This is a genomic window from Pseudomonas sp., from assembly GCF_048269965.1.
Taxonomy (GTDB): Bacteria; Pseudomonadota; Gammaproteobacteria; order Pseudomonadales; family Pseudomonadaceae; genus Aquipseudomonas.
This window is the reverse complement of the sequence record NZ_JBLWTV010000018.1, coordinates 26,845-50,352: the sequence shown is the minus strand read 5'-3', so window position 1 is coordinate 50,352 and position 23,508 is coordinate 26,845. Positions and strand designations below refer to the sequence as shown.

The following is a 23,508-nucleotide window of genomic DNA, read 5'->3' as shown; positions in this document are numbered from 1 at the left end:
GCGACGAGAGGGTTAGAGCGAATTTCGTGCCAGGTGGTTCAAGTTGGCTTAAAGTCTTGTGAAGTCAGTCACTTAGGTGTTTCTAAAAGCGCTGATCGGCAAGCGGTTGCCGGTTGGCTGACGGTGATGCTGGCAATGTGCTGCCGCTTGGCAAGATGGGTGGCGGATTTTTGTCGGCGATGGCCCGCCGGCTTGCAGCGGGCCATGGCGTGTAATCACTGGGCGTCGAACGCCTGGCCGTTGACGTCCTTGCTGTCCGGGCCCATCAGGTACAGATAAAGCGGCATGATCTCTTCCGGCAGTGGGCGGGTCGCCGGGTTTTCCCCAGGATAGGCCTGGGCGCGCATGGCGGTACGGGTCGCCCCCGGATTGATGCTGTTGGCGCGCACGTTGGCGATGCCGTCCAGTTCGTCAGCCATGACCTGCATCAGGCCCTCGGTGGCGAATTTCGATACCGCGTAGGCGCCCCAGTAGGCGCGGCCCTTGCGGCCGACGCTGCTGGAGGTGAAGGCGACGGAGGCGTCCTGCGACAGTTTGAGCAGCGGCAGCAGGGTGTTGCTGAGCATGAACATGGCGTTGACGTTGACGTGCATCACGCGCATGAAGTTGTCGCCGGACAGCTGCTCCAGCGGCGTGCGCGGGCCGAGGATCGAGGCATTGTGCAGCAGGCCATCGAGGCGGCCGAACGCGTTCTCGATCATCACCGACAGTTCGTCGTACTGGTGCGGCAGGGCGGTTTCCAGGTTGAAGGGGATCACCACCGGCTGCGGGTGACCGGCAGCCTCGATTTCGTCATAAACCTGGCTCAGGTTGGCTTCGGTCTTGCCCAGCAGCAGCACGGTGGCGCCGTGGGCGGCGAAGCTCTTGGCAGCGGCCGCGCCGATACCGCGACCGGCACCGGTGATCAGGATGACGCGATCCTTGAGCAGGTCTGGGCGGGCGGTGTAGTCGAACATGTGAGGATCCTTCGAAGAACTGGTAGGGCGGGTGCAACCCGCCAGAGTGGAGAGTGGCGGGTTTCACCCGCCCTGTGCGATCAGCAACTGCACAGGGCGCGATCGAGCACCGCACGCAGTTCCTGGGGGTGATCCACGACCACGTCGGCGCCCCAGTTGCGTGGGTTGTCCTCGGGGTGGATATAGCCGTAGGTCACTGCGGCCGTGCGGCAGCCGGCGGCGCGGCCGGATTCGATATCCCGTGCGTCGTCGCCGATGAACAGCACTTCCTCGGGTTTGACGCCCATCTGCTGGCAGGCGAGCAGCAGCATGTCCGGCGCCGGCTTGCTTTGCTCAACATGGTCAGGGCAGACCAGCACGGCCGAACGCTCGGCCAGATTCAGACCTTGCATGATCGGCTCGGCGTAACGCACCGGTTTGTTGGTGGCGACGCCCCACAGCAGGCGCGCCTGTTCGATATCGTCGAGCAGGGCTTCGATGCCCTCGAACGGGCGGGTGAGGACTGCGCAGTGTTGCTGGTAGCGTTCCAGGAACTCCAGGCGCAGGGCTTCGAAGGCGGCCGAATCCGGATCTTCATCGAAAGCGCAGGCGACCATGGCGCGTGCGCCGCCGGAGACCTGGTCGCGTATGGCCTTGTCGGCCAGTGGTGGCAGACCGCGAGCAGCGCGCATGGCCTGGGTGATGGCGATGAAGTCCGGCGCCGAGTCGAGCAGGGTGCCGTCCATGTCGAAAAGAACTGCTTTCAAACGCATGCGGCCTACTCCTTGCGCAGCGTCTGGATCATGTAGTTGACGTCGACGTCTGCTTCCAGCTTGTAGTGCTTGGTCAGAGGGTTGTAGGTCAGGCCGATGATGTCCTTGACCTCCAGCCCGGCTGCGCGGCTCCAGGCGCCCAGTTCGGAGGGGCGGATGAATTTCTTGAAATCGTGAGTGCCACGCGGCAGCAGGCGCAGGATGTACTCGGCGCCGATCACGGCGAACAGGTACGCCTTGGGGTTGCGGTTGATGGTCGAGAAGAACACCTGGCCGCCGGGCTTGACCAGTCTGTAGCAGGCACGGATGACCGACGAGGGATCGGGCACGTGCTCGAGCATTTCCAGGCAGGTGACGACGTCGAACTGGCCCGGCATCTCCTCGGCCAGCGCTTCGGCGGTGATCTGCCGGTAGTCGACTTCGACGCCGGACTCCAGCTGGTGCAGCTGGGCGACCGACAGCGGCGCTTCGCCCATGTCGATACCCATCACCGTGGCGCCGCGCTGGGCCATGGCCTCACTGAGGATGCCACCGCCACAACCGACGTCCAGTACCCGCTTGCCAGCCAGGCCGACGCGTTCGTCGATCCAGTTGACTCGCAGCGGGTTGATGTCGTGCAGGGGTTTGAACTCGCTCTCGCGGTCCCACCAGCGGTGTGCCAGGGCCTCGAATTTGGCGATTTCGGCGCGGTCGACGTTGCTCATAAGCATCTCTATTCAAAGCATGGAAAGCGTATCGCCGCTATGTTGCCAGTTTAAGAACGGGCGTGGGGCGGCGCGGGTTCGTTCAATGTATGTCAGTTTGTCGCAGTCGTTTCGTCAGCGTAGCCCGGATGCAATCCGGGGCGGCTGCATTCTTCCCGGATTTCATCCGGGCTACCTTTTGGCAATCCTGGCTCCCCATTCCCTGGCCTTGGCGATCAGCGCGCTTTCGTCCATGCGGGTCAGGCGGCCGTCGTCCAGCAACTGCTTGCCGCCAACCCACAGATGCTTCACGCAGTCGCGGCCGCTGGCATAGATGAGTTGCGATACCGGGTCGTAGATCGGTTGCTGGGCCAGGCCGGAAAGGTCGAAGGCGACCACGTCGGCGAGCTTGCCCGGTTCCAGCGAGCCGGTCTGTGTTTCCAGTCCCAGTGCGCGGGCGCCATTCAAGGTGGCCATGCGCAAGGCACTGTGAGCGTTCAGGGCAGTGGCGGAGCCGGCGACGGCCTTGGCCAGCAGCGCGGCGGTACGGGTTTCGCCGAGCAGGTCGAGGTCGTTGTTGCTGGCGGCGCCATCGGTACCGATGGCGACGTTGACGCCAGCCTGCCACAGGCGCTCGACCGGGCAGAAGCCGCTGGCCAGTTTGAGGTTGGATTCAGGGCAATGCACGATGCTGCAGTTGTGCTCCACCAGCAGCGCCAGGTCCTCGTCATCGATCTGCGTCATGTGCACCGCCTGGAAGCGCGGGCCGAGCAGGCCGAGACGAGCCAGGCGCGCCAGTGGGCGTTCACCGTGCTTGCTGACGGCTTCGGCCACTTCCTGCGCGGTTTCGTGCACATGCATATGAATGCCGGCATCCAGCTCGTCAGCCAGCACGCGAATCTGCTCGAGCTTGTCGTCGCTGACGGTGTAAGGCGCGTGGGGCCCGAACGCGATGCGGATGCGCGGGTGCTGCTTGAGGTCATCGAACAGCTGCAGGCCCGTACGCAGTGCTTCGGCCGCGTTGAGTGCGCCGGGTACCGGGAAGTCCAGCACGGGAACGGTGATCTGTGCGCGCACGCCGGCGTCGTGTACGCATTCGGCGGCGGTCTGCGGGTAGAAGTACATGTCGGAGAAGCAGCTGATGCCGCCCTTGATCTGTTCGGCGATGGCCAGATCGGTGCCGTCGCGGACGAAATCCTCGTCGACCCACTTACCTTCGGCGGGCCAGATATGCTCGTGCAGCCAGGTCATCAGGGGCAGGTCGTCGGCGATGCCGCGCAGCAGCGTCATCGCCGCGTGGCCGTGGGCGTTGATCAGCCCGGGGGCGAGCAGGCATTGCGGCAGCTCTCGCACCTCCGTTGCCGGGTGGCGCAGGGCTTCGCTGCGCGGTGCGATCAGCGCGATGCGCCCGTCGCGGATGCCCAGGCCATGGTCGCGTAGCACCACCCCGGCCGGCTCAACGGGCACCAGCCAGGAGGGCAGGAGCAGGAGGTCGAGAGGGGCTTCGGGCATGGGGGATTGTCCGTCTGGCTTGATCGATGCAAGGAAGGTCGCCAGTGTATAGATGAACGCCCCTGGCTTGAAGTCGTGAGGCCGTGCCGGATTGTTCGGCTGGCCTCGGTCGGTCTGCGTATAATCCGCGACTTTTTGGCGGTGACAGATGGAGTGCACGATGCGCGAGCAATTGCTGGCGGTGGAGAAGGTTCAGGCAATCGAGTGGCGCGATGGTGCGTTGTACCTGCTCGATCAGCGCCTGCTGCCGCATCGGCAGACCTGGTTGCGCTTCGATTCTGCCGCCGAAGTGGCAGACGCGATTCGCGACATGGTGGTGCGTGGCGCGCCGGCTATCGGCATTGCTGCTGCCTATGGCCTGGTGCTGGGTGCCCGTGCTCGGCTGCAGGCGGGTGGTGACTGGCGTGAGGCGCTGGAGGCGGATTTTGCCTGTCTCGAGCGCTCGCGCCCCACTGCGGTAAACCTGTCCTGGGCCCTGCAGCGTATGCGTGAGCGCCTGGCGCGACTCAAGGATGGCGACGACATCCTGGCGCTGCTGGAGGCCGAGGCGGTGGGCATTCATCTCAGCGACCGTGAGGCCAACCTGACCATGGCGCAGTTGGGCATGGAGCTGATTCGCAAGCATCAGGGCAATCCGCAGGTGCTGCTGACGCACTGCAATGCCGGTGCGCTGGCGACCGGCGGCTTTGGTACGGCGCTCGGGGTGATCCGCGCGGCGTATCTGGAGGGTTTGGTCGAGCAGGTTTATGTCGATGAAACCCGCCCCTGGCTGCAGGGTGCGCGATTGACTGCCTGGGAATTGGCTGGCGACGGCGTGCCGGTCTGCCTCAATGCCGATGCCGCTGCCGCTCACCTGATGAAAACCAAGGGCATTACCTGGGTCATCGTCGGGGCCGATCGCATCACCGCCAATGGGGATGTGGCCAACAAGATCGGCACCTATCAGCTGGCGGTCAACGCCATGCACCACGGCGTGCGCCTGATGGTGGTGGCGCCCAGTTCGAGCATCGACATGAGCCTGGAAAGCGGCGAAGACATCGTGCTCGAGGAGCGCGATGGTCGTGAGCTGCTGGAGGTGGCGGGGCATCGGGTGGCGGCTGACGTGCATGCCGTCAATCCAGTGTTCGATGTGACGCCGGCTGATCTGGTCGACTACATCGTGACCGAGAAAGGCGTGATCGAGCGTCCCGACAGCGCCAAACTGGCGCAGCTGATGTGTCGCAAGCGTCTGCACTGAGCTGATCGAGCAGCGGCTTGCTCATTGCAGGAGCCCCGCCCCCGTGGCGAAGCGTTTGCTTTCATTGGCCGCACGGCAGCGCCTGCGGGCCGGTCGTTTCGCCTGTTTTCGTCGCGCCTGCTCCGGTTCTCGATGAGGGTTCGCGGGGTAGGTGTGTGGCGCGCTTTGTGGTAATCTCCGGCAGTTTTCAAGGGGGCTGACTGCAGCCACCTTCACTGCATCGAATCGTGACATAACTCGTTGATTTGTCGTGAGTCGCTGATGGCTTGAGGCTATCGCGACGAGCTCCATGGCGTTCAGGAAGAATGACGCGGAGTTTCACCAGAAAAAGGAACCAGGCTTCTCATGGGCGAACTGGCCAAAGAAATCCTCCCGGTCAATATCGAAGACGAGCTGAAACAGTCCTACCTCGACTACGCGATGAGCGTGATCGTCGGGCGTGCGCTGCCGGATGCGCGCGATGGCTTGAAGCCGGTACACCGTCGTGTGCTCTACGCCATGAGCGAGCTGGGCAACGACTGGAACAAGCCCTACAAGAAATCCGCCCGTGTGGTCGGTGACGTGATCGGTAAATACCACCCGCACGGCGACACCGCGGTGTACGACACCATCGTGCGTATGGCGCAGGACTTCTCCCTGCGCTACCTGCTGGTCGACGGCCAGGGCAACTTCGGTTCGGTGGACGGCGACAACGCCGCAGCCATGCGATACACCGAAGTGCGCATGACCAAGCTGGCGCACGAGCTGCTGGCCGACCTGGACAAGGAAACCGTCGACTGGGTGCCCAACTACGATGGCACCGAGCAGATCCCGGCGGTCATGCCGACCAAGGTGCCGAACCTGCTGGTCAACGGCTCCAGCGGTATCGCCGTGGGCATGGCCACCAACATCCCGCCGCACAACCTCTCCGAGGTGATCGATGGTTGCCTGGCGCTGATCGACAACGCCGACCTGACCGTCGATGACCTGATGCAGTACATCCCGGGTCCCGATTTCCCCACCGCTGGCATCATCAACGGTCGTGCCGGCATCATCGAGGCCTATCGCACTGGCCGTGGGCGCATCTACATCCGCGCCCGCGTCGAGGTCGAGGACATCGACAAGGTCGGCGGTCGCCAGCAGCTGGTGGTCACCGAGCTGCCGTACCAGCTGAACAAGGCGCGTCTGATCGAGAAGATCGCCGAGCTGGTCAAAGAGAAGAAGATCGAAGGCATCACCGAGCTGCGTGACGAGTCCGACAAGGACGGCATGCGCGTGGTGATCGAACTGCGTCGCGGCGAAGTGCCGGACGTGGTGCTGAACAACCTGTACGCCCAGACCCAGATGCAGAGCGTGTTCGGCATCAACGTCGTGGCGCTGGTCGACGGTCAGCCGAAGATCATGAACCTCAAGGACATGCTCGAGGTGTTCGTCCGTCACCGCCGCGAAGTGGTGACCCGCCGTACCGTCTACGAGTTGCGCAAGGCGCGTGAGCGTGGCCACATCCTCGAAGGCCAGGCGGTAGCCCTGTCCAACATCGACCCGGTGATCGAGCTGATCAAGGCCTCGCCGACCCCGGCCGAGGCCAAGGAGCGCCTGATCGCCACGGCCTGGGAATCGTCCGCCGTCGAGGCCATGGTCGAGCGCGCCGGTGCCGACTCCTGCCGCCCGGAAGGTCTGGATGCACAGTTCGGCCTGCGTGACGGCAAGTACTACCTGTCGCCGGAACAGGCCCAGGCCATCCTCGAGTTGCGCCTGCACCGCCTGACCGGCCTGGAGCACGAGAAGCTGCTGGCCGAGTACCAGGAAATCCTCAGCCTGATCGGCGAGCTGATCCGCATCCTGACCAGCCCCGAGCGCCTGATGGAAGTCATCCGCGAGGAACTGGAGAAGGTCAAGGCCGAGTTCGGCGATGCCCGTCGCACCGAGATCGTCGCCTCGCGTCTGGATCTGACCATTGCCGACCTGATCACCGAAGAAGAGCGCGTCGTCACCATCTCCCACGGTGGCTACGCCAAGAGCCAGCCGCTGGCCGCCTACGAGGCGCAGCGTCGTGGTGGCAAGGGCAAGTCGGCCACAGGGGTGAAGGACGAGGACTACGTCGAGCACTTGCTGGTCGCCAACAGTCACGCGACCCTGCTGCTGTTCTCCAGCAAGGGCAAGGTGTACTGGTTGCGTACCTTCGAGATTCCCGAGGCCTCGCGCGCCGCGCGCGGTCGCCCGCTGGTCAACCTGTTGCCGCTGGATGAGGGCGAGCGCATCACCGCGATGCTGCAGATCGACCTCGAAGCGCTGCAGCAGAGCGCCGGTGCCGACGAAGACCTGGACGACGACGGTGTGGTGATCGAAGGCGAAGCCGTTGAAGTGGTGGAGGCCGAAGAGGTCGAAGAAGTCGAGGGTGAAACCCCGGAACTGGTTGCCGAGCCGACTGGCGCCTTCATCTTCATGGCCACCGCATTCGGCACCGTGAAGAAGACCCCGCTGGTGCAGTTCAGCCGACCGCGCAGCGCCGGCCTGATCGCCCTGAAGCTGGAGGAGGGTGACACCCTGATCGCCGCCGCCATCACCGACGGCGCCAAGGAAGTCATGCTGTTCTCCGATGCCGGCAAGGTGCTGCGTTTCGCCGAGAGCAAGGTGCGCACCATGGGTCGTACCGCTCGCGGTGTGCGCGGCATGCGCCTGGGCAAGGATCAGCAACTGATCTCCATGCTGATTCCGGAGTCCGGCGCGCAGATTCTCACTGCGTCCGAGCGCGGCTTTGGCAAGCGTACCGGTCTGGGCAAGTTCCCGCGTCGCGGTCGTGGTGGTCAGGGCGTGATCGGCATGGTCACCAGCGAGCGTAACGGCAAGCTGGTTGGCGCCATCCAGGTGCAGGACGGCGAGGAAATCATGCTGATTTCCGACCAGGGCACCCTGGTGCGTACCCGTGTCGACGAAGTCTCCAGCTCCGGCCGCAACACTCAGGGTGTGACCCTGATCAAGCTGGCCAAGGACGAGACCCTGGTTGGCCTGGAGCGTGTGCAGGAGCCGACTCCGGTGGAAGAGGACGAACTGGTCGAAGGCGAAGAGGGCGCTGAAGTCGCCGACAGCGCCGAAGCACCCGTCGCCGACGCCGAGGAAGGCAGCGAGGAATAAAGTCGGGCTCGGTGGGAGGGGCTTTGGCCGCGACTGCCGCCGCCAAAGCGCCTCCCACAAGCACGGTGACAGTGTGGACATGCCATCGCCTGGTGGTGGCGTTCTGTGAATCTGAGAGAGACAGACGTGAGCAAGCGAGCTTTTAACTTCTGCGCCGGCCCGGCCGCGCTGCCGACCGCTGTACTGCAACGCGCCCAGGCCGAGATGCTCGACTGGCAAGGCAAGGGTCTCTCGGTGATGGAGATGAGCCATCGCAGCGACGAGTACGTGGCCATCGCCAGCCAGGCCGAGCAGGATCTGCGTGATCTGCTCGCTGTGCCCAACGACTACAAGGTGCTGTTCCTGCAGGGCGGCGCCAGCCAGCAGTTCGCCGAGATTCCGCTGAACCTGCTGCCGGAAGACGGCGTGGCCGACTACGTGGAAACCGGCATCTGGTCGAAGAAGGCCATCGAAGAGGCGCGTCGTTACGGTGCCATCAACGTCGCCGCCAGCGCCAAGGCGCATGATTACTTCGCCATTCCCGGGCAGAACGACTGGCAGCTGTCGAAAGACGCCGCCTACGTGCATTACTGCAGCAACGAAACCATCGGCGGCCTGCAGTTCGACTGGGTGCCGCAGATCGGCGATATCCCGCTGGTCGCGGACATGTCCTCGGACATCCTCTCGCGCTCGCTGGATGTGTCGCAGTTCGGCCTGATCTACGCCGGCGCGCAGAAGAACATCGGCCCGAGCGGCCTGGTGGTGGTGATCGTCCGTGAAGATCTGCTCGGTCGCGCCCGTTCCAGCTGCCCGACCATGCTCGATTACAAGGTCTCCGCCGATAACGGTTCGATGTACAACACCCCGGCGACCTATTCCTGGTACCTGTCCGGCCTGGTCTTCCAGTGGCTGAAGGAGCAGGGCGGCGTCGAGGCCATGGAGCGCATCAACCGCGCCAAGAAGGACCTGCTGTACAAGGCCATCGACGACAGCGACTTCTACAGCAACCCCATCGCCCATAACGCGCGCTCCTGGATGAACGTGCCGTTCCGCCTGGCTGACGAGAAGCTGGACAAGGCCTTCCTCGCCGGCGCCGATGCGCGTGGCCTGCTCAACCTGAAAGGGCATCGCTCGGTCGGCGGCATGCGTGCCTCGATCTACAACGCTGTTGGTATGGATGCAGTCGAGGCGCTGGTGGCCTACATGGCCGAGTTCGAGAAGGAGCACGCCTGATGACGGATGTAATCTCGGAGCAGGAACTGCAAGCGCTGCGTGTGCGCATCGATAACCTCGACGAACGTATTCTCGAGCTGATCAGCGACCGTGCACGCTGCGCCGAAGAAGTCGCGCGGGTGAAGATGAAGGAATTGAAGGAGGGCGAGTCGCCCGTCTTCTATCGCCCCGAGCGCGAAGCTCAGGTGCTCAAGCGCGTGATGGAGCGCAACAGAGGGCCGCTGGGCAACGAGGAAATGGCGCGCTTGTTCCGCGAAATCATGTCCTCCTGCCTGGCGCTGGAAAACCCGCTGAAAGTCGCTTATCTCGGCCCTGAAGGCACCTTCAGCCAGGCGGCGGCGATGAAGCATTTCGGTCACGCGGTGATCAGCGTGCCGATGGCGGCCATCGACGAGGTGTTCCGCGAGGTGGCTGCAGGCGCTGTCAACTTCGGCGTGGTGCCGGTGGAGAATTCGACCGAGGGCGCGATCAACCACACCCTCGACAGCTTTCTCGAGCACGACATGGTCATCTGCGGCGAAGTCGAGCTGCGCATTCACCATCACCTGCTGGTGGGTGAAACCACCAAGACCGACAAGATCACCCGCATCTACTCCCATGCCCAGTCGCTGGCGCAGTGCCGCAAGTGGCTCGACGCGCACTACCCGAACGTCGAGCGCGTGGCGGTTTCCAGCAACGCCGACGCGGCCAAGCGCGTGAAGAGCGAGTGGAACAGCGCGGCCATCGCCGGCGACATGGCGGCCAATCTGTATGGCCTGACCAAGCTGGCCGAGAAGATCGAGGATCGCCCGGACAATTCCACGCGCTTTCTCATCATCGGCAGCCAGGAAGTGCCGCCGACCGGCGACGACAAGACCTCGATCATCGTCTCCATGCGCAACAAGCCAGGCGCGCTGCATGAATTGCTGGTGCCGTTCCACAACAACGGCATCGACCTGACTCGCATCGAGACCCGTCCGTCGCGCAGCGGCAAGTGGACCTACGTGTTCTTCATCGATTTCGTTGGTCATCACCGCGATCCGCTGATCAAGGATGTGCTGGAAAAGCTCGCGCAGGAAGCCGTGGCGCTGAAGGTGTTGGGTTCTTATCCGAAGGCGGTGCTCTGAGGTAAAGCCCCTCACCCCCGGCCCCTCTCCCGAGGGAGAGGGGAGGTGTACGGTGAAAGTTTGATCAATCACGTGCAGTCAGTACGATCGTTAGCCTGGACATAGATTTCAGCTCTGCGCCGTTTTGCTTGTCCTCCTTCTCCCACGGAAGAGCGGAGATGTAGGGTGGGGTTTGATCAAGTGTGTGCAGCTGTATGATCTTCGTAGCGAAGAGATTGCGGCCTTGCTTGTCTCCCCTCTTGGGGGTGAGGGTAGGGGTTATCACAATTTAAAGAGAGGGCAAGGATGCCACCCAAGCACAGACCGCTTCCTGCATGGCATAAGCAGCGTGCGCGGGAGTTGCGTGCGACGGCAACCGATGTCGAGGTGCGTCTGTGGTATCGCCTGCGGTCGGGGCGGCTGGGCGGTTTGAAGTTTCGCCGGCAGCACCCGTTGCCGCCTTATATCCTCGACTTCTACTGTGAGGCGGCGAAATTGGCGGTCGAGCTGGATGGTTCGCAGCATGGTGGTGAGGACGACGCTGCAAGAACATCGGATTTAGAGCGCGAAGGCATCATGGTGCTGCGCTTTTGGAACGATCAGGCCTTGAAAGAAACCGAGGCTGTGTTGCAGGAGATTTATCGGGTGGCTAGTGAGCGGATTGCTTCTGATCGCTGAAAGCCCCCTCACCCCCAACCCCTCTCCCGGAGGGAGAGGGGAGCAGACGCGCAGTCGCCTCGGGCTTGGCTGCATGCGGGTGAAATCCGTTCTCTGATCGTTGGGTGGTAAAGGCGGGTCCAAGTAGGCTCAGGCGTTGGGCGAGTTGAGGGAATACAGATATGGCGGCCGCCACCGCTCGGTTCCCCTCTCCCTTGGGAGAGGGCAGCATGGATGCAGATATTGCGGTCGCCTCTGTACGGTTCCCCTCTCCCTTGGGAGAGGGGCTAGGGGTGAGGGTTGGGCTTTCAGCGTGAGCAGGTTGGATTGCTGGCGTTTCTGGTTAGGGATGCAACTGGCGGAACCCGGTCTTGCAGCCGCCACCAACCGGTTCCCCTCTCCCTTGGGAGACGACTGCATGGATGCAGGAGGTAGGGCGACGCAGGAGGCCAAAGCCGAGGGGCTAGGGGTGAGGGTTGGGCTTTCAGCGTGAGTAGGTTGGATTGCTGGCGTTTCTGGTTAGGGATGCAACTGGCGGAACCCGGTCTTGCAGCCGCCACCGCCCGGTTCCCCTCTCCCCTTGGGAGAGGGGCTAGGGGTGAGGGTGGGACGTTCCGCGAGCAATTGGATTGAAGAGGTTTGTAAATGAGCTGTGATTTCATCGCCCTGGCCCAGCCAGGCGTGCAAAAGCTGTCCCCCTATGTGCCCGGCAAGCCAGTCGATGAATTGGCCCGTGAGCTGGGGCTCGATCCGCTCGGTATCGTCAAGCTGGCCAGTAACGAGAACCCGCTCGGCCCCAGTGCCAAGGTACTGGCGGCGATTCGTGCCGAACTGGACGAGCTGACCCGCTACCCGGATGGCAACGGCTTCAGCCTCAAGACTGCCCTGGCCGCTCGCTACGGCGTCGACACCGCGCAAGTGACCCTTGGCAATGGCTCCAACGACATCCTCGAACTGGTTGCCCGTGCCTACCTGGCGCCCGGCCTCAACGCCGTGTTCAGCGACTACGCCTTCGCGGTATACCCCATCGCCACCCAGGCAGTCGGTGCGCAGGGCAAGATCGTGCCGGCCAAGGATTACGCTCACGACCTGCAGGCGATGCTCGCGGCCATCGACGACAACACCCGCGTGGTCTTCATCGCCAACCCCAACAATCCGACCGGTACCTGGTTCGGCCCGGATGCACTGGAAACCTTCCTGGCCAAGGTGCCGGAATCGGTACTGGTGGTGCTGGACGAAGCCTATATCGAGTACGCCGAGGGCGACGAACTGCCGGACGGCCTGGATTACCTGGCGCGTTACCCGAACCTGCTGGTCTCGCGCACCTTCTCCAAGGCCTACGGCCTGGCTTCGCTGCGTGTCGGCTACGCCATCAGCTCGCCGGCCATCGCCGATGTGCTCAACCGCGTGCGTCAGCCGTTCAACGTCAACAGCCTCGCGCTGGCCGCAGCCTGCGCCGCGCTGGCCGATGTCGATTACCTGGCCGAGAGCCGTCGCCTGAACGATGCCGGCATGCAGCAGCTGGAAGAGGGCTTGCGTGCCCTGGGCCTGAGCTGGATTGCCTCCAAGGGCAATTTCATCGCCGTCGATTTTGCTCGCGACACCGCCGCGATCAACCAGGCGCTGCTGCGTGAAGGGGTGATCGTGCGGCCGATGGCCGGTTACCGCATGCCGAATTTCCTGCGCGTCTCCATCGGCCTGCCGAAAGAGAACGCGCGTTTCCTCGACGCACTGGCCAAGGTGCTGTCGGCGTGACTGTCACTGCAGTGCAATCGAACGCACCTAAGATCGGCCGCCTGGTGGTGGTCGGCCTCGGCCTGATCGGCGGTTCCTTCGCCAAGGGGCTGCGTGAACGCGGTCTGTGTCGGGAGGTGGTGGGGGTCGATCTGGACGCCGAATCGCGTCGTCTGGCGGTCCAGCTGGGGGTTGTCGATCGTTGCGAGAGCGACCTCGCAGCCGCCTGTCAGGGGGCTGATGTCATCCAGCTGGCAGTGCCTATCCTGGCCATGGAGAAGCTGCTGGCTCAACTGGCCAGGATTGATCTCGGCAATGCCGTCTTGACCGACGTCGGTAGCGCCAAGGGTAATGTCGTGCGTGCGGCGCGCCTGGCATTTTCCGGCAAGGCTGTGCGCCTGGTGCCCGGTCACCCCATTGCGGGCTCCGAGCAGAGTGGGGTAGAGGCGGCCAACGCCGAGCTGTTCCGTCGCCACAAGGTCATCCTGACTCCGTGCGAGTACAGCGATGAGGCTGCTCTGGCGCTGGTCGAAGGACTGTGGCGCGAGCTGGGTGCGGATGTCGAGGCGATGGAGGTCGAGCATCATGACCAGGTACTCGCCGCCACCAGCCATCTGCCGCATCTGCTGGCCTTTACCCTGGTCGACTCGCTGGCCAAACGCAGCGAGAACCTGGAAATTTTCCGCTATGCCGCTGGCGGTTTCCGTGACTTCACGCGGATCGCCGGCAGTGATCCGGTGATGTGGCACGATATCTTCCTCGCCAACCGCGAGGCCGTGCTGCGCACACTGGATACGTTTCGCGACGACCTCGACGCCCTGCGCGACGCGGTCGACGCCGGGGATGGGCATCAACTGCTGGGCGTGTTCACGCGCGCCCGCGTGGCCCGCGAACATTTCAGCAAAATTCTGGCCCGCAGGGCCTATGTGGACGCTATGCACTCGACCGATCTGATTTTCCTGGCAAAACCTGGTAGCTCGCTGGCTGGACGTATCCGCGTACCGGGTGACAAATCCATCTCGCACCGCTCGATCATGCTGGGTTCGCTGGCTGAAGGTACCACCGAGGTCGAAGGCTTCCTCGAGGGCGAAGACGCCCTGGCCACGCTGCAGGCATTCCGCGACATGGGCGTGGTCATCGAAGGCCCGCACCATGGTCGCGTGACCATCCATGGCGTCGGCCTGCATGGTCTGAAAGCCCCGGTTGGCCCGCTGTACATGGGTAACTCCGGCACCTCCATGCGCCTGCTCTCCGGCCTGCTGGCCGCGCAGCCGTTCGACACCACCCTGACCGGTGATGCCTCGCTGTCCAAGCGCCCGATGAACCGCGTGGCCAAGCCGCTGCGGGAAATGGGTGCGGTGATCGAGACCGGCCCGGAAGGTCGCCCGCCGTTGATCATCAAGGGCGGTCAACGCCTGACCGGCATGGCCTACGAAATGCCGATGGCCAGCGCCCAGGTCAAATCCTGCCTGCTGCTGGCCGGCCTGTACGCAGCCGGTAGCACCTCGGTGACCGAGCCGGCGCCGACCCGTGATCACACCGAGCGCATGCTGCGCGGCTTCGGCTACCCGGTCAGCGTCGACGGCAGCACGGCCTGTGTCGAGTCCGGCCACAAGCTGACCGCCACGCGTATCGAAGTGCCGGCGGATATCTCCTCGGCGGCCTTCTTCCTGGTCGCGGCCAGCATCGCCGAAGGCTCCGAACTGGTGCTCGAGCACGTCGGCATCAACCCGACGCGCACTGGTGTGATCGACATTCTCAAACTGATGGGCGGCGACATCACCCTGGAAAATCAGCGTGAAGTCGGCGGCGAGCCAGTGGCTGACATTCGTGTGCGTGCGGCCAGGCTCAAGGGCATCGACATTCCGGAAGACCTGGTGCCGCTGGCCATCGATGAGTTCCCGGTGCTGTTCGTCGCCGCCGCCTGTGCTGAAGGTCGCACCGTGTTGCGCGGCGCCGAAGAGCTGCGGGTGAAAGAGTCCGATCGCATCCAGGTCATGGCCGATGGCCTGATCGCGCTGGGCGTGAAGGCCGAGCCGACCCCGGACGGCATCATTATCGAAGGCGGCGCCATTGGCGGCGGCGAAGTCTGGGCGCATGGCGATCACCGCATTGCCATGTCCTTCAGCGTCGCTTCGCTGCGCGCCAGTGCGCCGATCCGCATCCATGACTGCGCCAACGTCTCGACTTCCTTCCCCAACTTCCTCGCTCTGGCGGCCGAAGTCGGTATCAATGTGGCCGTAGAGGGCAACGCATGAGCGCCCCGGTAATCACCGTCGACGGGCCGAGCGGGTCGGGCAAGGGCACGCTGTGCGCGCTGCTGGCCAAGCAGTTGGGCTGGAACCTGCTCGACTCCGGTGCGCTCTATCGCCTGCTGGCCTTTGCCGCTGGCAACCACGGCATCGATCTGACCAATGAAGAGTCGCTCAAGCAGTTGGCTGCGCATCTGGACGTACAGTTCATCGACAAGCGCATCATCCTCGAAGGCGAAGAGGTGACCGACGCCATCCGTAACGAGCAGATAGGGGCGGGCGCGTCCATGGTCGCCTCGCTGCCTGCTGTGCGTGAGGCGCTGCTGCAGCGTCAGCGTGCGTTTCAGGAAATGCCCGGCCTGGTGGCCGACGGCCGCGACATGGGCACCGTGGTGTTCGCCGACGCGCCGCTGAAGATCTTTCTGACCGCCAGCGCCGAGGAACGTGCCCGTCGCCGTTACTTGCAGTTGAAGGCCAAGGGCGATGATGTTAATCTCGCGAGTCTTCTCGACGAGATACGGGCGCGCGACGAGCGCGATACCCAGCGCGCGGTGGCTCCGCTCAAGCCGGCAGCCGATGCAATAGTGCTGGATTCCACCGAGCTTTCCATCGAGCAGGTACTTGAACGAATTCTGAGCGAGGTCGCTGATCGCGATCTTGCCGGGTAGAGAGTCGCAGCTGCTATAAGCTGACGGACTCGCAAGGAGGCATACGGGAGACCAGTCCTTGTCCCGTAGGCCTCTTTTTACATGAACGAACCCACATGGTCTGGAATGTGGTTTGGGCGAATCCCCGCCCTTGATCAACAGGAATCAACATGAGCGAAAGCTTTGCAGAACTATTTGAAGAAAGCCTGAAAACCCTCGACATGCAACCGGGCGCCATCATCACCGGTATCGTGGTCGACATCGACGGTGACTGGGTTACCGTCCACGCCGGTCTGAAGTCCGAGGGCGTCATCCCGCTCGACCAGTTCTTCAACGAACAAGGCGAGCTGACCATCAAGGTCGGTGACGAAGTCCACGTCGCGCTGGACGCGGTTGAAGATGGCTTCGGTGAAACCAAGCTGTCCCGCGAGAAAGCCAAGCGCGCTGAGTCCTGGCTGGTTCTGGAAGCTGCGTTCAACGCTGAAGAAGTGGTCAAGGGCGTTATCAACGGTAAGGTCAAAGGCGGCTTCACCGTTGACGTCAACGGCATCCGCGCGTTCCTGCCGGGTTCCCTGGTTGACGTCCGTCCGGTGCGTGACACCACTCACCTGGAAGGCAAAGAGCTCGAGTTCAAGGTCATCAAACTGGACCAGAAGCGCAACAACGTTGTCGTTTCCCGTCGCAGCGTCCTGGAAGCCGAGAACAGCGCCGAGCGCGAAGCTCTGCTGGAATCCCTGCAGGAAGGCCAGCAGGTCAAAGGTATCGTCAAGAACCTCACCGACTACGGTGCGTTCGTTGACCTGGGCGGCGTAGACGGCCTGCTGCACATCACCGACATGGCCTGGAAGCGCATCAAGCACCCGTCCGAGATCGTCAACGTTGGCGACGAGATCGACGTCAAGGTTCTGAAGTACGATCGCGAGCGTAACCGCGTATCCCTGGGCCTGAAGCAGCTGGGCGAAGACCCATGGGTTGCCATCAAGGCTCGTTACCCGGAAAACACCCGCGTTGTTGCCCGCGTCACCAACCTCACCGACTACGGCTGCTTCGCCGAGCTGGAAGAGGGTGTGGAAGGCCTGGTACACGTTTCCGAAATGGACTGGACCAACAAGAACATCCACCCGTCGAAAGTCGTCAACGTCGGCGACGAAGTGGAAGTCATGGTTCTGGACATCGACGAAGAGCGTCGTCGTATCTCCCTGGGTATCAAGCAGTGCAAGACCAATCCGTGGGAAGACTTCTCCGGCCAGTTCAACAAGGGTGACAAGATCTCCGGCACCATCAAGTCGATCACCGATTTCGGTATCTTCATTGGTCTGGACGGCGGCATCGACGGCCTGGTTCACCTGTCCGACATCTCCTGGAACGAAGCCGGCGAAGAAGCCGTGCGTCGCTTCAAGAAGGGCGACGAGCTGGAAACCGTCATCCTGTCGGTTGACCCGGAGCGCGAGCGCATCTCCCTGGGCATCAAGCAGCTGGAAGACGATCCGTTCAGCAACTACGTCTCCATCAACGACAAGGGCACCATCGTCCGTGGCGTTGTGAAAGAAGTAGACGCCAAGGGCGCCATCATCGACCTGGGCAACGAGATCGAAGCTACCCTGAAAGCCTCCGAAATCAGCCGTGACCGCGTTGAAGACGCGCGCAACGTCCTGAAAGAAGGCGACGAAGTAGAAGCCAAGATCATCAGCGTCGACCGCAAGTCCCGCGTCATCAGCCTGTCCGTCAAGTCGAAAGACGTTGAAGACGAGAAGGACGCGATGAAGGAACTGCGTAACAAGCAAGACGTTGAAAGCACCGGCCCGACCACCATTGGTGATCTGATCCGTGCCCAGATGGAAAACCAGAACTAAGTTCGGGTAATTCATCAAAAAAGGGCGGCCCTCGGGCCGCCCTTTTTCGTTTCTGTGTTCCGTAGGGTGCGCCGCGCGCACCAAGCGATGTGTGGCTCTGGTACGCAGTGCATCCCCACGGCAGTCGGCACGCTCGGTCGTCACGGTGCGCTGCTGGTTGAAGAAAGCTCTGCTCGCGAAGCTTTTTGCCTGTCGTTGATCGCCGGGTGCGCGGATGCGCTTTGGTTCGGCTGTCCAGGGGGGGGCTTGCCAATCCTGGGGCGGCAAGCCGTTTTATGTCCCGATGCAAGCCACTTGCGTGTCGTGTGGCGCGGTTCTGTCCTCAGATTGCGCTAACACCTTGTTTTTTAGGCTGTTCAAAAGCTGACCCGCGTGCTACAACCGAACCGTCGAGTCTTCTAGCCGCTTGAAAAAGAAGGGAAAACCATGACCAAGTCGGAGTTGATCGAAAGAATTGTCACTCATCAGGGTCAGCTGTCCTCCAAGGATGTCGAGTTGGCCATCAAGACCATGCTGGAGCAAATGTCCCAGGCACTGGCCACGGGGGATCGCATCGAGATTCGCGGCTTTGGCAGCTTCTCGCTGCACTATCGCGCGCCGCGCGTAGGGCGCAACCCGAAAACCGGCCAATCTGTTCGCCTGGATGGCAAGTTCGTGCCGCATTTCAAACCGGGCAAGGAGCTGCGTGATCGGGTCAATGAGGACGAGTGATTTTCTTGCGGTAGGAGTCGACCTGACGGCGCCAGTATTTCGTTGTGCTTGCCAAACAGAAAAAAACCGTCAAAATGTGCGGGCTTTCAAGCTAGTGGCCTTTTAATGGCTTGTTGAACGTATTTGCACTTCGCTGTTCTCGATCGTATTCCGCACTACTGGGCCGAGTCCCTTTAATTTTTTGCCAGCGTTAAGGGATTGACTCGTGCGGTACCCCTCCATTGCTCATCACGACGCCGTAACAGGCGTGGCAGGTTCATGCCATCCGTTACGTATGGATGATGAGCATGCGCTGCCGATTGGTCGTGGTCTTTTTCAAAGGGCGGGAACCTCTCCTGCAGGTCGGGCAGGCGCTGGCAGCCTTGCGCTCGAATTCTCTCTGGGCGGTATAAAGGCGCTGGTCGCAGTCACTGCTCATGTCGACCATGCTGGCCCCATACCCTGCTTCCTCGCAGCCGGTTGCAAACGCCCAATTCTCAGTAGTGAGCCGTCGGTCAGGGCGCTGCTCATCGTCCTCGATAATACTTTCAGGCTCGGCTTTAGTCGCGGCCAGAAACAAGTCGCGTGGTATCTCGAGCGGTGTATCACCGCCTTAACGCAAACCGCTCAGCCGGCTATCGCTATCGTCGGCAGCGGACTGTGTCCCAGTTGGCGCATCGTCAACTATCCCAAGGCCATGCTGGGTGATGAGCAGCAGGACGTGCTGCTCATCGACCATCAGGCGGATGGCGCCACCGGGAGACGGATGCAGCGCTTTGGTCCACGTAGTGGCTATGTGGAATTTGACGGGCAGCGCTATGACATTCGGGCTCAGGTGCATACCATAGGCGGCTATTCTGCCCATGCAGATCAGAAAGGACTGGCTAGCTTTGTTACCAGAGTGACGCACTGGCCGTCAGAGGTTCGTATCGTGCATGGCGAGCTTGAAGCCAAGCACCAGCTTGCATCGATTCTGCATCAGCGCTATGACGCGGCTGACAAGACTCTAAAAATCGTAATTTCGTGAAGTTTGTGATGGAGTGTAATAGTGAAGGCTGATTCGCTGCAGGCGTATATCGATAAATTCAGAAGCCGGGAAGCATTGGTAGGCATTGTCGGTCTCGGCTATGTCGGCTTGCCGTTGATGCTGCGTTATAACGCCATCGGTTTTCGCGTGCTTGGAATTGATATCAATACTGTCAAGGTTGACAAACTCAATGCTGGTCAGAGCTACATCGAGCATATCGCCGGTGAGCATATATCGAAGGCGTGTGCGAGCGGTTTTGAGGCCACCTGCGACTTTGCCCGAGCCAGTGAGTGCGATGCATTGATTCTTTGTGTGCCGACTCCACTCAACAAGTATCGCGAGCCTGACATGAGTTTCGTGATCAATACGACGGACGCGATCACACCGTACCTCCGTGCTGGGCAGGTGGTCTCGTTGGAAAGCACCACTTATCCCGGCACAACTGAAGAAGAATTGCTGCCGCGTGTCGAGTCGACAGGCCTGAAGGTCGGCGAGAGTATTTTTCTGGTTTATTCGCCAGAGCGCGAGGACCCAGGTAACCCCGATTTCGAAACCCGAACCATCCCCAAGGTAATTGGTGGTCATACACCTGCCTGTCTGCAGGTCGGTATTGCCCTATATGAGCAGGCAATCGACCAGGTCGTGCCGGTTAGCTCAACTAAAGCTGCAGAAATGACCAAGTTGCTGGAAAACATTCACCGTGCGGTGAATATCGGCTTGGTCAATGAAATGAAAGTGGTCGCTGATCGCATGGGTATCGATATCTTCGAGGTGGTCGATGCGGCTGCGACCAAACCCTTTGGATTCACCCCGTACTATCCCGGACCGGGCCTGGGTGGGCACTGTATCCCGATCGACCCGTTCTACCTGACCTGGAAGGCGCGTGAGTACGGCTTGCATACCCGCTTTATCGAGCTTTCGGGCGAGGTCAACCAAGCCATGCCCGAGTATGTGCTCGGCAAGCTGATGGATGGATTGAATGATCGTGGGCAGGCACTCAAGGGCAGCCGTGTCCTGGTGTTGGGTATTGCCTACAAGAAGAACGTAGACGATATGCGTGAATCTCCCTCGGTGGAAATCATGGAACTCATTCAGGCCAAAGGCGGCATCGTTGCCTACAGCGACCCGCACGTGCCTTCGTTCCCGGAGATGCGTGAGCATCACTTCGACCTGAGCAGTGAGCCTCTGACCGCCGAGAACATCGCCAGCTTCGACGCCGTGGTTTTGGCCACCGATCATGAGCGCTTCGATTACGAGCTAATCCGGTCTCAGGCGCGGCTGATCGTCGATACTCGCGGCAAATATCGCACTCCGCACGCGAACATCATCAAGGCCTGATTCTGGTATGCAGGTCGGCGTGCGCGCTGTGCATGCCGGCCTGCTCCTCCGTCGCGAGAAACAAACATGAAAAGATTTGCTCTACTCGGCGCTGCCGGCTATATCGCTCCACGCCATATGCGCGCCATCAAGGACACCGGTAACCAGCTGGTCTGTGCTTATGACATCAATGACTCGGTCGGTATCATCGATAGCATCTCGCCGCAGAGCGAGTTCTTCACCGAGTTCGAGCGGTTCCATGATTATGCTTCGCGCCTAAAGCGTGATCCGTCGACTACCCTCGATTACATCTCGATCTGCTCGCCGAACTATCTGCACCATCCGCACATCACGGCTGGCTTGCGTCTAGGTTGCGACGTCATCTGTGAAAAGCCGCTGGTGCCGACCACTGAACTGCTCGATGACCTTTCTCTGGTAGAGCGTGAAACGGGCAAGCGTCTCTACAACATTCTGCAGCTTAGGCATCACCAAGCCATCATCGATCTGAAAAAGCGCGTGAGCGCCGACGACAAAGCGCACAAGCACGAAGTCGAGCTGACCTACATTACCAGTCGCGGCAAGTGGTACATGGAGAGCTGGAAGGGCGATCCGCGCAAATCCTTTGGCGTCGCCACGAATATTGGTGTGCATTTCTTCGACATGCTGCATTTCATCTTCGGCGCGCTGCAGCGCAACGTGGTGCATTACGTCGATAACTACAAGGCTACCGGCTACCTGGAGTACGAGAATGCTCGCGTTCGCTGGTTCCTCTCCATCGATGCGAACGACCTGCCTGATGCGGTAAAGGGCAAGAAACCGACTTACCGCTCCATCACCTGTGATGGGGTCGAGATCGAGTTTTCCGAGGGCTTCACTGACCTGCACACTGTCAGCTACCAGGCCATTCTTAATGGCGATGGATATGGAATCGAGGACGCTCGCCACTGCGTGGAAACCGTTGAGACCATCCGCACCCTGGCCGCTACTCGTGCTCAGAACGGTGAAGATCACCCGTTCCTTGCGCGCCTGCTGGGTTGAACCCTATGAGCCATTATCAGCATCCCAGCGCCATCGTCGATGAGGGCGCACAGATCGGCGAAGGTTCGCGCGTCTGGCATTTCGTCCACGTATGCGCGGGCGCCCGGATCGGCAAAGGCGTATCCCTGGGGCAGAACGTATTCGTCGGCAACAAGGTGCTGATCGGCGATCACTGCAAGATTCAGAACAACGTCTCGGTGTATGACAACGTCATGCTCGAGGAAGGCGTCTTCTGTGGCCCGAGCATGGTATTCACCAACGTCTACAACCCGCGATCGCTGATCGAACGCAAGAGCGAATACCGTGACACACTGGTGAAGAAAGGCGCCACACTGGGGGCCAACTGCACCATCGTCTGCGGCGTCACCATTGGCGAGTTCGCCTTCATCGGTGCAGGTGCGGTAGTCAACAGGGACGTTCCGGCCTATGCGCTGATGGTAGGTGTTCCTGCCCGTCATATAGGCTGGATGAGCGAGCATGGCGAGCAACTGGATCTGCCGCTTACCGGGGAGGGGAGTGCAGCATGCATTCATTCCGGGGAGCGCTATGTGCTCTGCGGCAATATCCTGAGCAAGGAGCAAGCCCAGTGATCGAGTTCATCGACCTCAAGACTCAGCAGGCTCTGATCAAAGACAAGATCGATGCCAACATCCAGAGGGTGCTGGCCCACGGTCAGTACATTCTCGGCCCTGAAGTGGCCGAGTTGGAGGGGAGGCTGGCGGCCTTCGTGGGTGCCAAGTACTGCATCAGCGTGGCCAACGGCACCGATGCGTTGCAAATTGCGCAGATGGCGCTGGGCATCGGTCCGGGCGATGAAGTGATCACCCCGGGTTTCACCTACATCGCCACTGCCGAGACCGTTGCCCTGTTAGGGGCCAAGCCGGTGTACGTGGACGTCGATTCACGCACCTACAACCTCGACCCGCAATTGCTCGAGGCCGCTATCACGCCGCGTACCAAAGCGATCATTCCCGTTTCGCTGTATGGTCAATGCGCGGACTTCGACGCGATCAATGCGATTGCTGCCAGATACGGTATCCCGGTGATCGAGGATGCCGCGCAGAGTTTCGGAGCTACCTACAAAGGCAAGCGTTCCTGCAACCTGACCACTATTGCCTGCACCAGTTTCTTCCCCAGCAAACCTCTCGGTTGTTATGGCGATGGCGGAGCGATTTTCACCAACGATGACGAGTTGGCCAAAGTAATGCGCCAGATCGCGCGTCATGGCCAGGATCGTCGTTATCACCATGTGCGGGTTGGAGTGAACAGCCGACTGGATACGCTGCAGGCGGCAGTGCTGTTGCCCAAACTTGAGGTGTTCGAGTCCGAGTTGACGCAGCGCCAGCGTGTGGCAGGCATGTATGCCGAAGCGTTGCAGGCGGTTAGCATCGCTGTCCCTTTCGTCGAGGCGCATAACAGCAGTGCATGGGCGCAATACACTGTCCAGGTCGCAGAGCGCTACCGGGTGCAGGAAACGTTGAAAACCTTGGGTGTGCCAACCGCCGTGCATTACCCTATACCGCTCAATCGCCAGCCGGCCGTCAGCGATGACCTGGCCCGCTTGCCCATTGGTGACCTTGTCGCCAGCCGGGTCATGAGTTTGCCGATGCATCCTTATCTGACCGCTGACCAAGTCAATACGGTCGTTTCGCATCTGGCAGCCAGTCGGTAACGATCGTTCGGATCCATTGCCGCCGCCTATGCAGCGCGAACGGTTCGATTTTTATAATTTATGGAAGTTT

General features: G+C 61.5%; 19 protein-coding genes. 15 read left to right on the top strand and 4 right to left on the bottom strand.

The window, feature by feature from the left end:
- Positions 1-215 precede the first annotated feature (215 nt).
- The 4 genes from ACN0X6_RS18905 to ACN0X6_RS18890 form a co-directional block, all read right to left on the bottom strand.
- Positions 216-956, bottom strand: a complete 741-nt coding sequence (locus tag ACN0X6_RS18905; protein WP_417706304.1) for a YciK family oxidoreductase — start codon at positions 954-956, stop codon at positions 216-218.
- A gap of 80 nt (positions 957-1,036) precedes the next feature.
- Positions 1,037-1,708, bottom strand: coding sequence for an N-acetylmuramic acid 6-phosphate phosphatase MupP (mupP, locus tag ACN0X6_RS18900; protein ID WP_125835443.1), 672 nt, complete (start codon positions 1,706-1,708; stop codon positions 1,037-1,039).
- A gap of 5 nt (positions 1,709-1,713) precedes the next feature.
- Positions 1,714-2,412, bottom strand: coding sequence for a bifunctional 2-polyprenyl-6-hydroxyphenol methylase/3-demethylubiquinol 3-O-methyltransferase UbiG (gene ubiG, locus ACN0X6_RS18895; RefSeq protein ID WP_417706302.1), 699 nt, complete (start codon positions 2,410-2,412; stop codon positions 1,714-1,716).
- A 171-nt stretch (positions 2,413-2,583) separates the two neighbouring features.
- On the bottom strand, positions 2,584-3,903 hold the full coding sequence (locus ACN0X6_RS18890) for a TRZ/ATZ family hydrolase (protein ID WP_417706301.1): 1,320 nt from the start codon (positions 3,901-3,903) through the stop codon (positions 2,584-2,586).
- 160 nt (positions 3,904-4,063) lie between these two features.
- Here ACN0X6_RS18890 and mtnA point away from each other — a divergent pair, with 160 nt between their 5' ends.
- From mtnA to ACN0X6_RS18815, 15 genes are all read left to right on the top strand, one after another.
- Positions 4,064-5,140 carry an S-methyl-5-thioribose-1-phosphate isomerase gene (gene mtnA, locus ACN0X6_RS18885; RefSeq protein ID WP_417706299.1) on the top strand — a complete coding sequence of 359 codons (1,077 nt, stop codon included), beginning with the start codon at positions 4,064-4,066 and terminating at the stop codon, positions 5,138-5,140.
- A 345-nt stretch (positions 5,141-5,485) separates the two neighbouring features.
- On the top strand, positions 5,486-8,254 hold the full coding sequence (gene gyrA, locus ACN0X6_RS18880) for a DNA gyrase subunit A (protein ID WP_417706297.1): 2,769 nt from the start codon (positions 5,486-5,488) through the stop codon (positions 8,252-8,254).
- A gap of 126 nt (positions 8,255-8,380) precedes the next feature.
- Positions 8,381-9,466, top strand: coding sequence for a 3-phosphoserine/phosphohydroxythreonine transaminase (gene serC, locus ACN0X6_RS18875; RefSeq protein WP_417706295.1), 1,086 nt, complete (start codon positions 8,381-8,383; stop codon positions 9,464-9,466).
- Positions 9,466-10,572 (top strand): prephenate dehydratase, encoded by a 1,107-nt coding sequence (pheA, locus tag ACN0X6_RS18870; RefSeq protein WP_178094176.1) that lies wholly within the window; start codon positions 9,466-9,468, stop codon positions 10,570-10,572. Before serC ends, pheA begins: the two co-directional genes overlap by 1 nt.
- 285 nt (positions 10,573-10,857) lie before the next feature.
- Positions 10,858-11,229, top strand: coding sequence for an endonuclease domain-containing protein (locus ACN0X6_RS18865; RefSeq protein WP_417706293.1), 372 nt, complete (start codon positions 10,858-10,860; stop codon positions 11,227-11,229).
- Positions 11,230-11,853: 624 nt separating this feature from the next.
- Positions 11,854-12,963 (top strand): histidinol-phosphate transaminase, encoded by a 1,110-nt coding sequence (gene hisC, locus ACN0X6_RS18860; protein WP_417706291.1) that lies wholly within the window; start codon positions 11,854-11,856, stop codon positions 12,961-12,963.
- Positions 12,960-15,200: a bifunctional prephenate dehydrogenase/3-phosphoshikimate 1-carboxyvinyltransferase gene (locus tag ACN0X6_RS18855; RefSeq protein ID WP_417706289.1), complete on the top strand. Its 2,241-nt coding sequence runs from the start codon at positions 12,960-12,962 to the stop codon at positions 15,198-15,200. Before hisC ends, ACN0X6_RS18855 begins: the two co-directional genes overlap by 4 nt.
- Positions 15,197-15,862 carry a (d)CMP kinase gene (gene cmk / locus ACN0X6_RS18850; protein ID WP_079783982.1) on the top strand — a complete coding sequence of 222 codons (666 nt, stop codon included), beginning with the start codon at positions 15,197-15,199 and terminating at the stop codon, positions 15,860-15,862. Before ACN0X6_RS18855 ends, cmk begins: the two co-directional genes overlap by 4 nt.
- 149 nt (positions 15,863-16,011) lie before the next feature.
- A complete protein-coding gene (gene rpsA, locus ACN0X6_RS18845; protein WP_017677358.1) occupies positions 16,012-17,694 on the top strand; it encodes a 30S ribosomal protein S1 in 1,683 nt (560 codons plus the stop codon).
- Between the two features lie 426 nt (positions 17,695-18,120).
- Positions 18,121-18,405 (top strand): integration host factor subunit beta, encoded by a 285-nt coding sequence (gene ihfB, locus ACN0X6_RS18840; protein WP_003243558.1) that lies wholly within the window; start codon positions 18,121-18,123, stop codon positions 18,403-18,405.
- Between the two features lie 205 nt (positions 18,406-18,610).
- A complete protein-coding gene (locus tag ACN0X6_RS18835) occupies positions 18,611-19,411 on the top strand; it encodes an MBL fold metallo-hydrolase RNA specificity domain-containing protein (protein WP_417706287.1) in 801 nt (266 codons plus the stop codon).
- 36 nt (positions 19,412-19,447) lie between these two features.
- Positions 19,448-20,749, top strand: a complete 1,302-nt coding sequence (gene wbpA, locus ACN0X6_RS18830) for a UDP-N-acetyl-D-glucosamine 6-dehydrogenase (RefSeq protein ID WP_417706393.1) — start codon at positions 19,448-19,450, stop codon at positions 20,747-20,749.
- 66 nt (positions 20,750-20,815) lie between these two features.
- On the top strand, positions 20,816-21,766 hold the full coding sequence (locus tag ACN0X6_RS18825) for a Gfo/Idh/MocA family protein (RefSeq protein WP_417706285.1): 951 nt from the start codon (positions 20,816-20,818) through the stop codon (positions 21,764-21,766).
- A gap of 5 nt (positions 21,767-21,771) precedes the next feature.
- On the top strand, positions 21,772-22,356 hold the full coding sequence (gene wbpD / locus ACN0X6_RS18820; protein WP_417706284.1) for a UDP-2-acetamido-3-amino-2,3-dideoxy-D-glucuronate N-acetyltransferase: 585 nt from the start codon (positions 21,772-21,774) through the stop codon (positions 22,354-22,356).
- Complete coding sequence (locus ACN0X6_RS18815; RefSeq protein ID WP_417706283.1) at positions 22,353-23,438, top strand: DegT/DnrJ/EryC1/StrS family aminotransferase; 1,086 nt, start codon at positions 22,353-22,355, stop codon at positions 23,436-23,438. Before wbpD ends, ACN0X6_RS18815 begins: the two co-directional genes overlap by 4 nt.
- Positions 23,439-23,508: the final 70 nt, after the last annotated feature.

What these genes read in the sequence shown, in the direction of transcription:
- ACN0X6_RS18905 (WP_417706304.1), bottom strand. Translation starts at nt 956, where the DNA reads ATGTTCGACTACACCGCCCGCCCAGACCTGCTCAAGGATCGCGTCATC.
- mupP (WP_125835443.1), bottom strand. Translation starts at nt 1,708, where the DNA reads ATGCGTTTGAAAGCAGTTCTTTTCGACATGGACGGCACCCTGCTCGAC.
- ubiG (WP_417706302.1), bottom strand. Translation starts at nt 2,412, where the DNA reads ATGAGCAACGTCGACCGCGCCGAAATCGCCAAATTCGAGGCCCTGGCA.
- ACN0X6_RS18890 (WP_417706301.1), bottom strand. Translation starts at nt 3,903, where the DNA reads ATGCCCGAAGCCCCTCTCGACCTCCTGCTCCTGCCCTCCTGGCTGGTG.
- mtnA (WP_417706299.1), top strand. Translation starts at nt 4,064, where the DNA reads ATGCGCGAGCAATTGCTGGCGGTGGAGAAGGTTCAGGCAATCGAGTGG.
- gyrA (WP_417706297.1), top strand. Translation starts at nt 5,486, where the DNA reads ATGGGCGAACTGGCCAAAGAAATCCTCCCGGTCAATATCGAAGACGAG.
- pheA (WP_178094176.1), top strand. Translation starts at nt 9,466, where the DNA reads ATGACGGATGTAATCTCGGAGCAGGAACTGCAAGCGCTGCGTGTGCGC.
- ACN0X6_RS18865 (WP_417706293.1), top strand. Translation starts at nt 10,858, where the DNA reads ATGCCACCCAAGCACAGACCGCTTCCTGCATGGCATAAGCAGCGTGCG.
- hisC (WP_417706291.1), top strand. Translation starts at nt 11,854, where the DNA reads ATGAGCTGTGATTTCATCGCCCTGGCCCAGCCAGGCGTGCAAAAGCTG.
- cmk (WP_079783982.1), top strand. Translation starts at nt 15,197, where the DNA reads ATGAGCGCCCCGGTAATCACCGTCGACGGGCCGAGCGGGTCGGGCAAG.
- rpsA (WP_017677358.1), top strand. Translation starts at nt 16,012, where the DNA reads ATGAGCGAAAGCTTTGCAGAACTATTTGAAGAAAGCCTGAAAACCCTC.
- ihfB (WP_003243558.1), top strand. Translation starts at nt 18,121, where the DNA reads ATGACCAAGTCGGAGTTGATCGAAAGAATTGTCACTCATCAGGGTCAG.
- ACN0X6_RS18825 (WP_417706285.1), top strand. Translation starts at nt 20,816, where the DNA reads ATGAAAAGATTTGCTCTACTCGGCGCTGCCGGCTATATCGCTCCACGC.
- wbpD (WP_417706284.1), top strand. Translation starts at nt 21,772, where the DNA reads ATGAGCCATTATCAGCATCCCAGCGCCATCGTCGATGAGGGCGCACAG.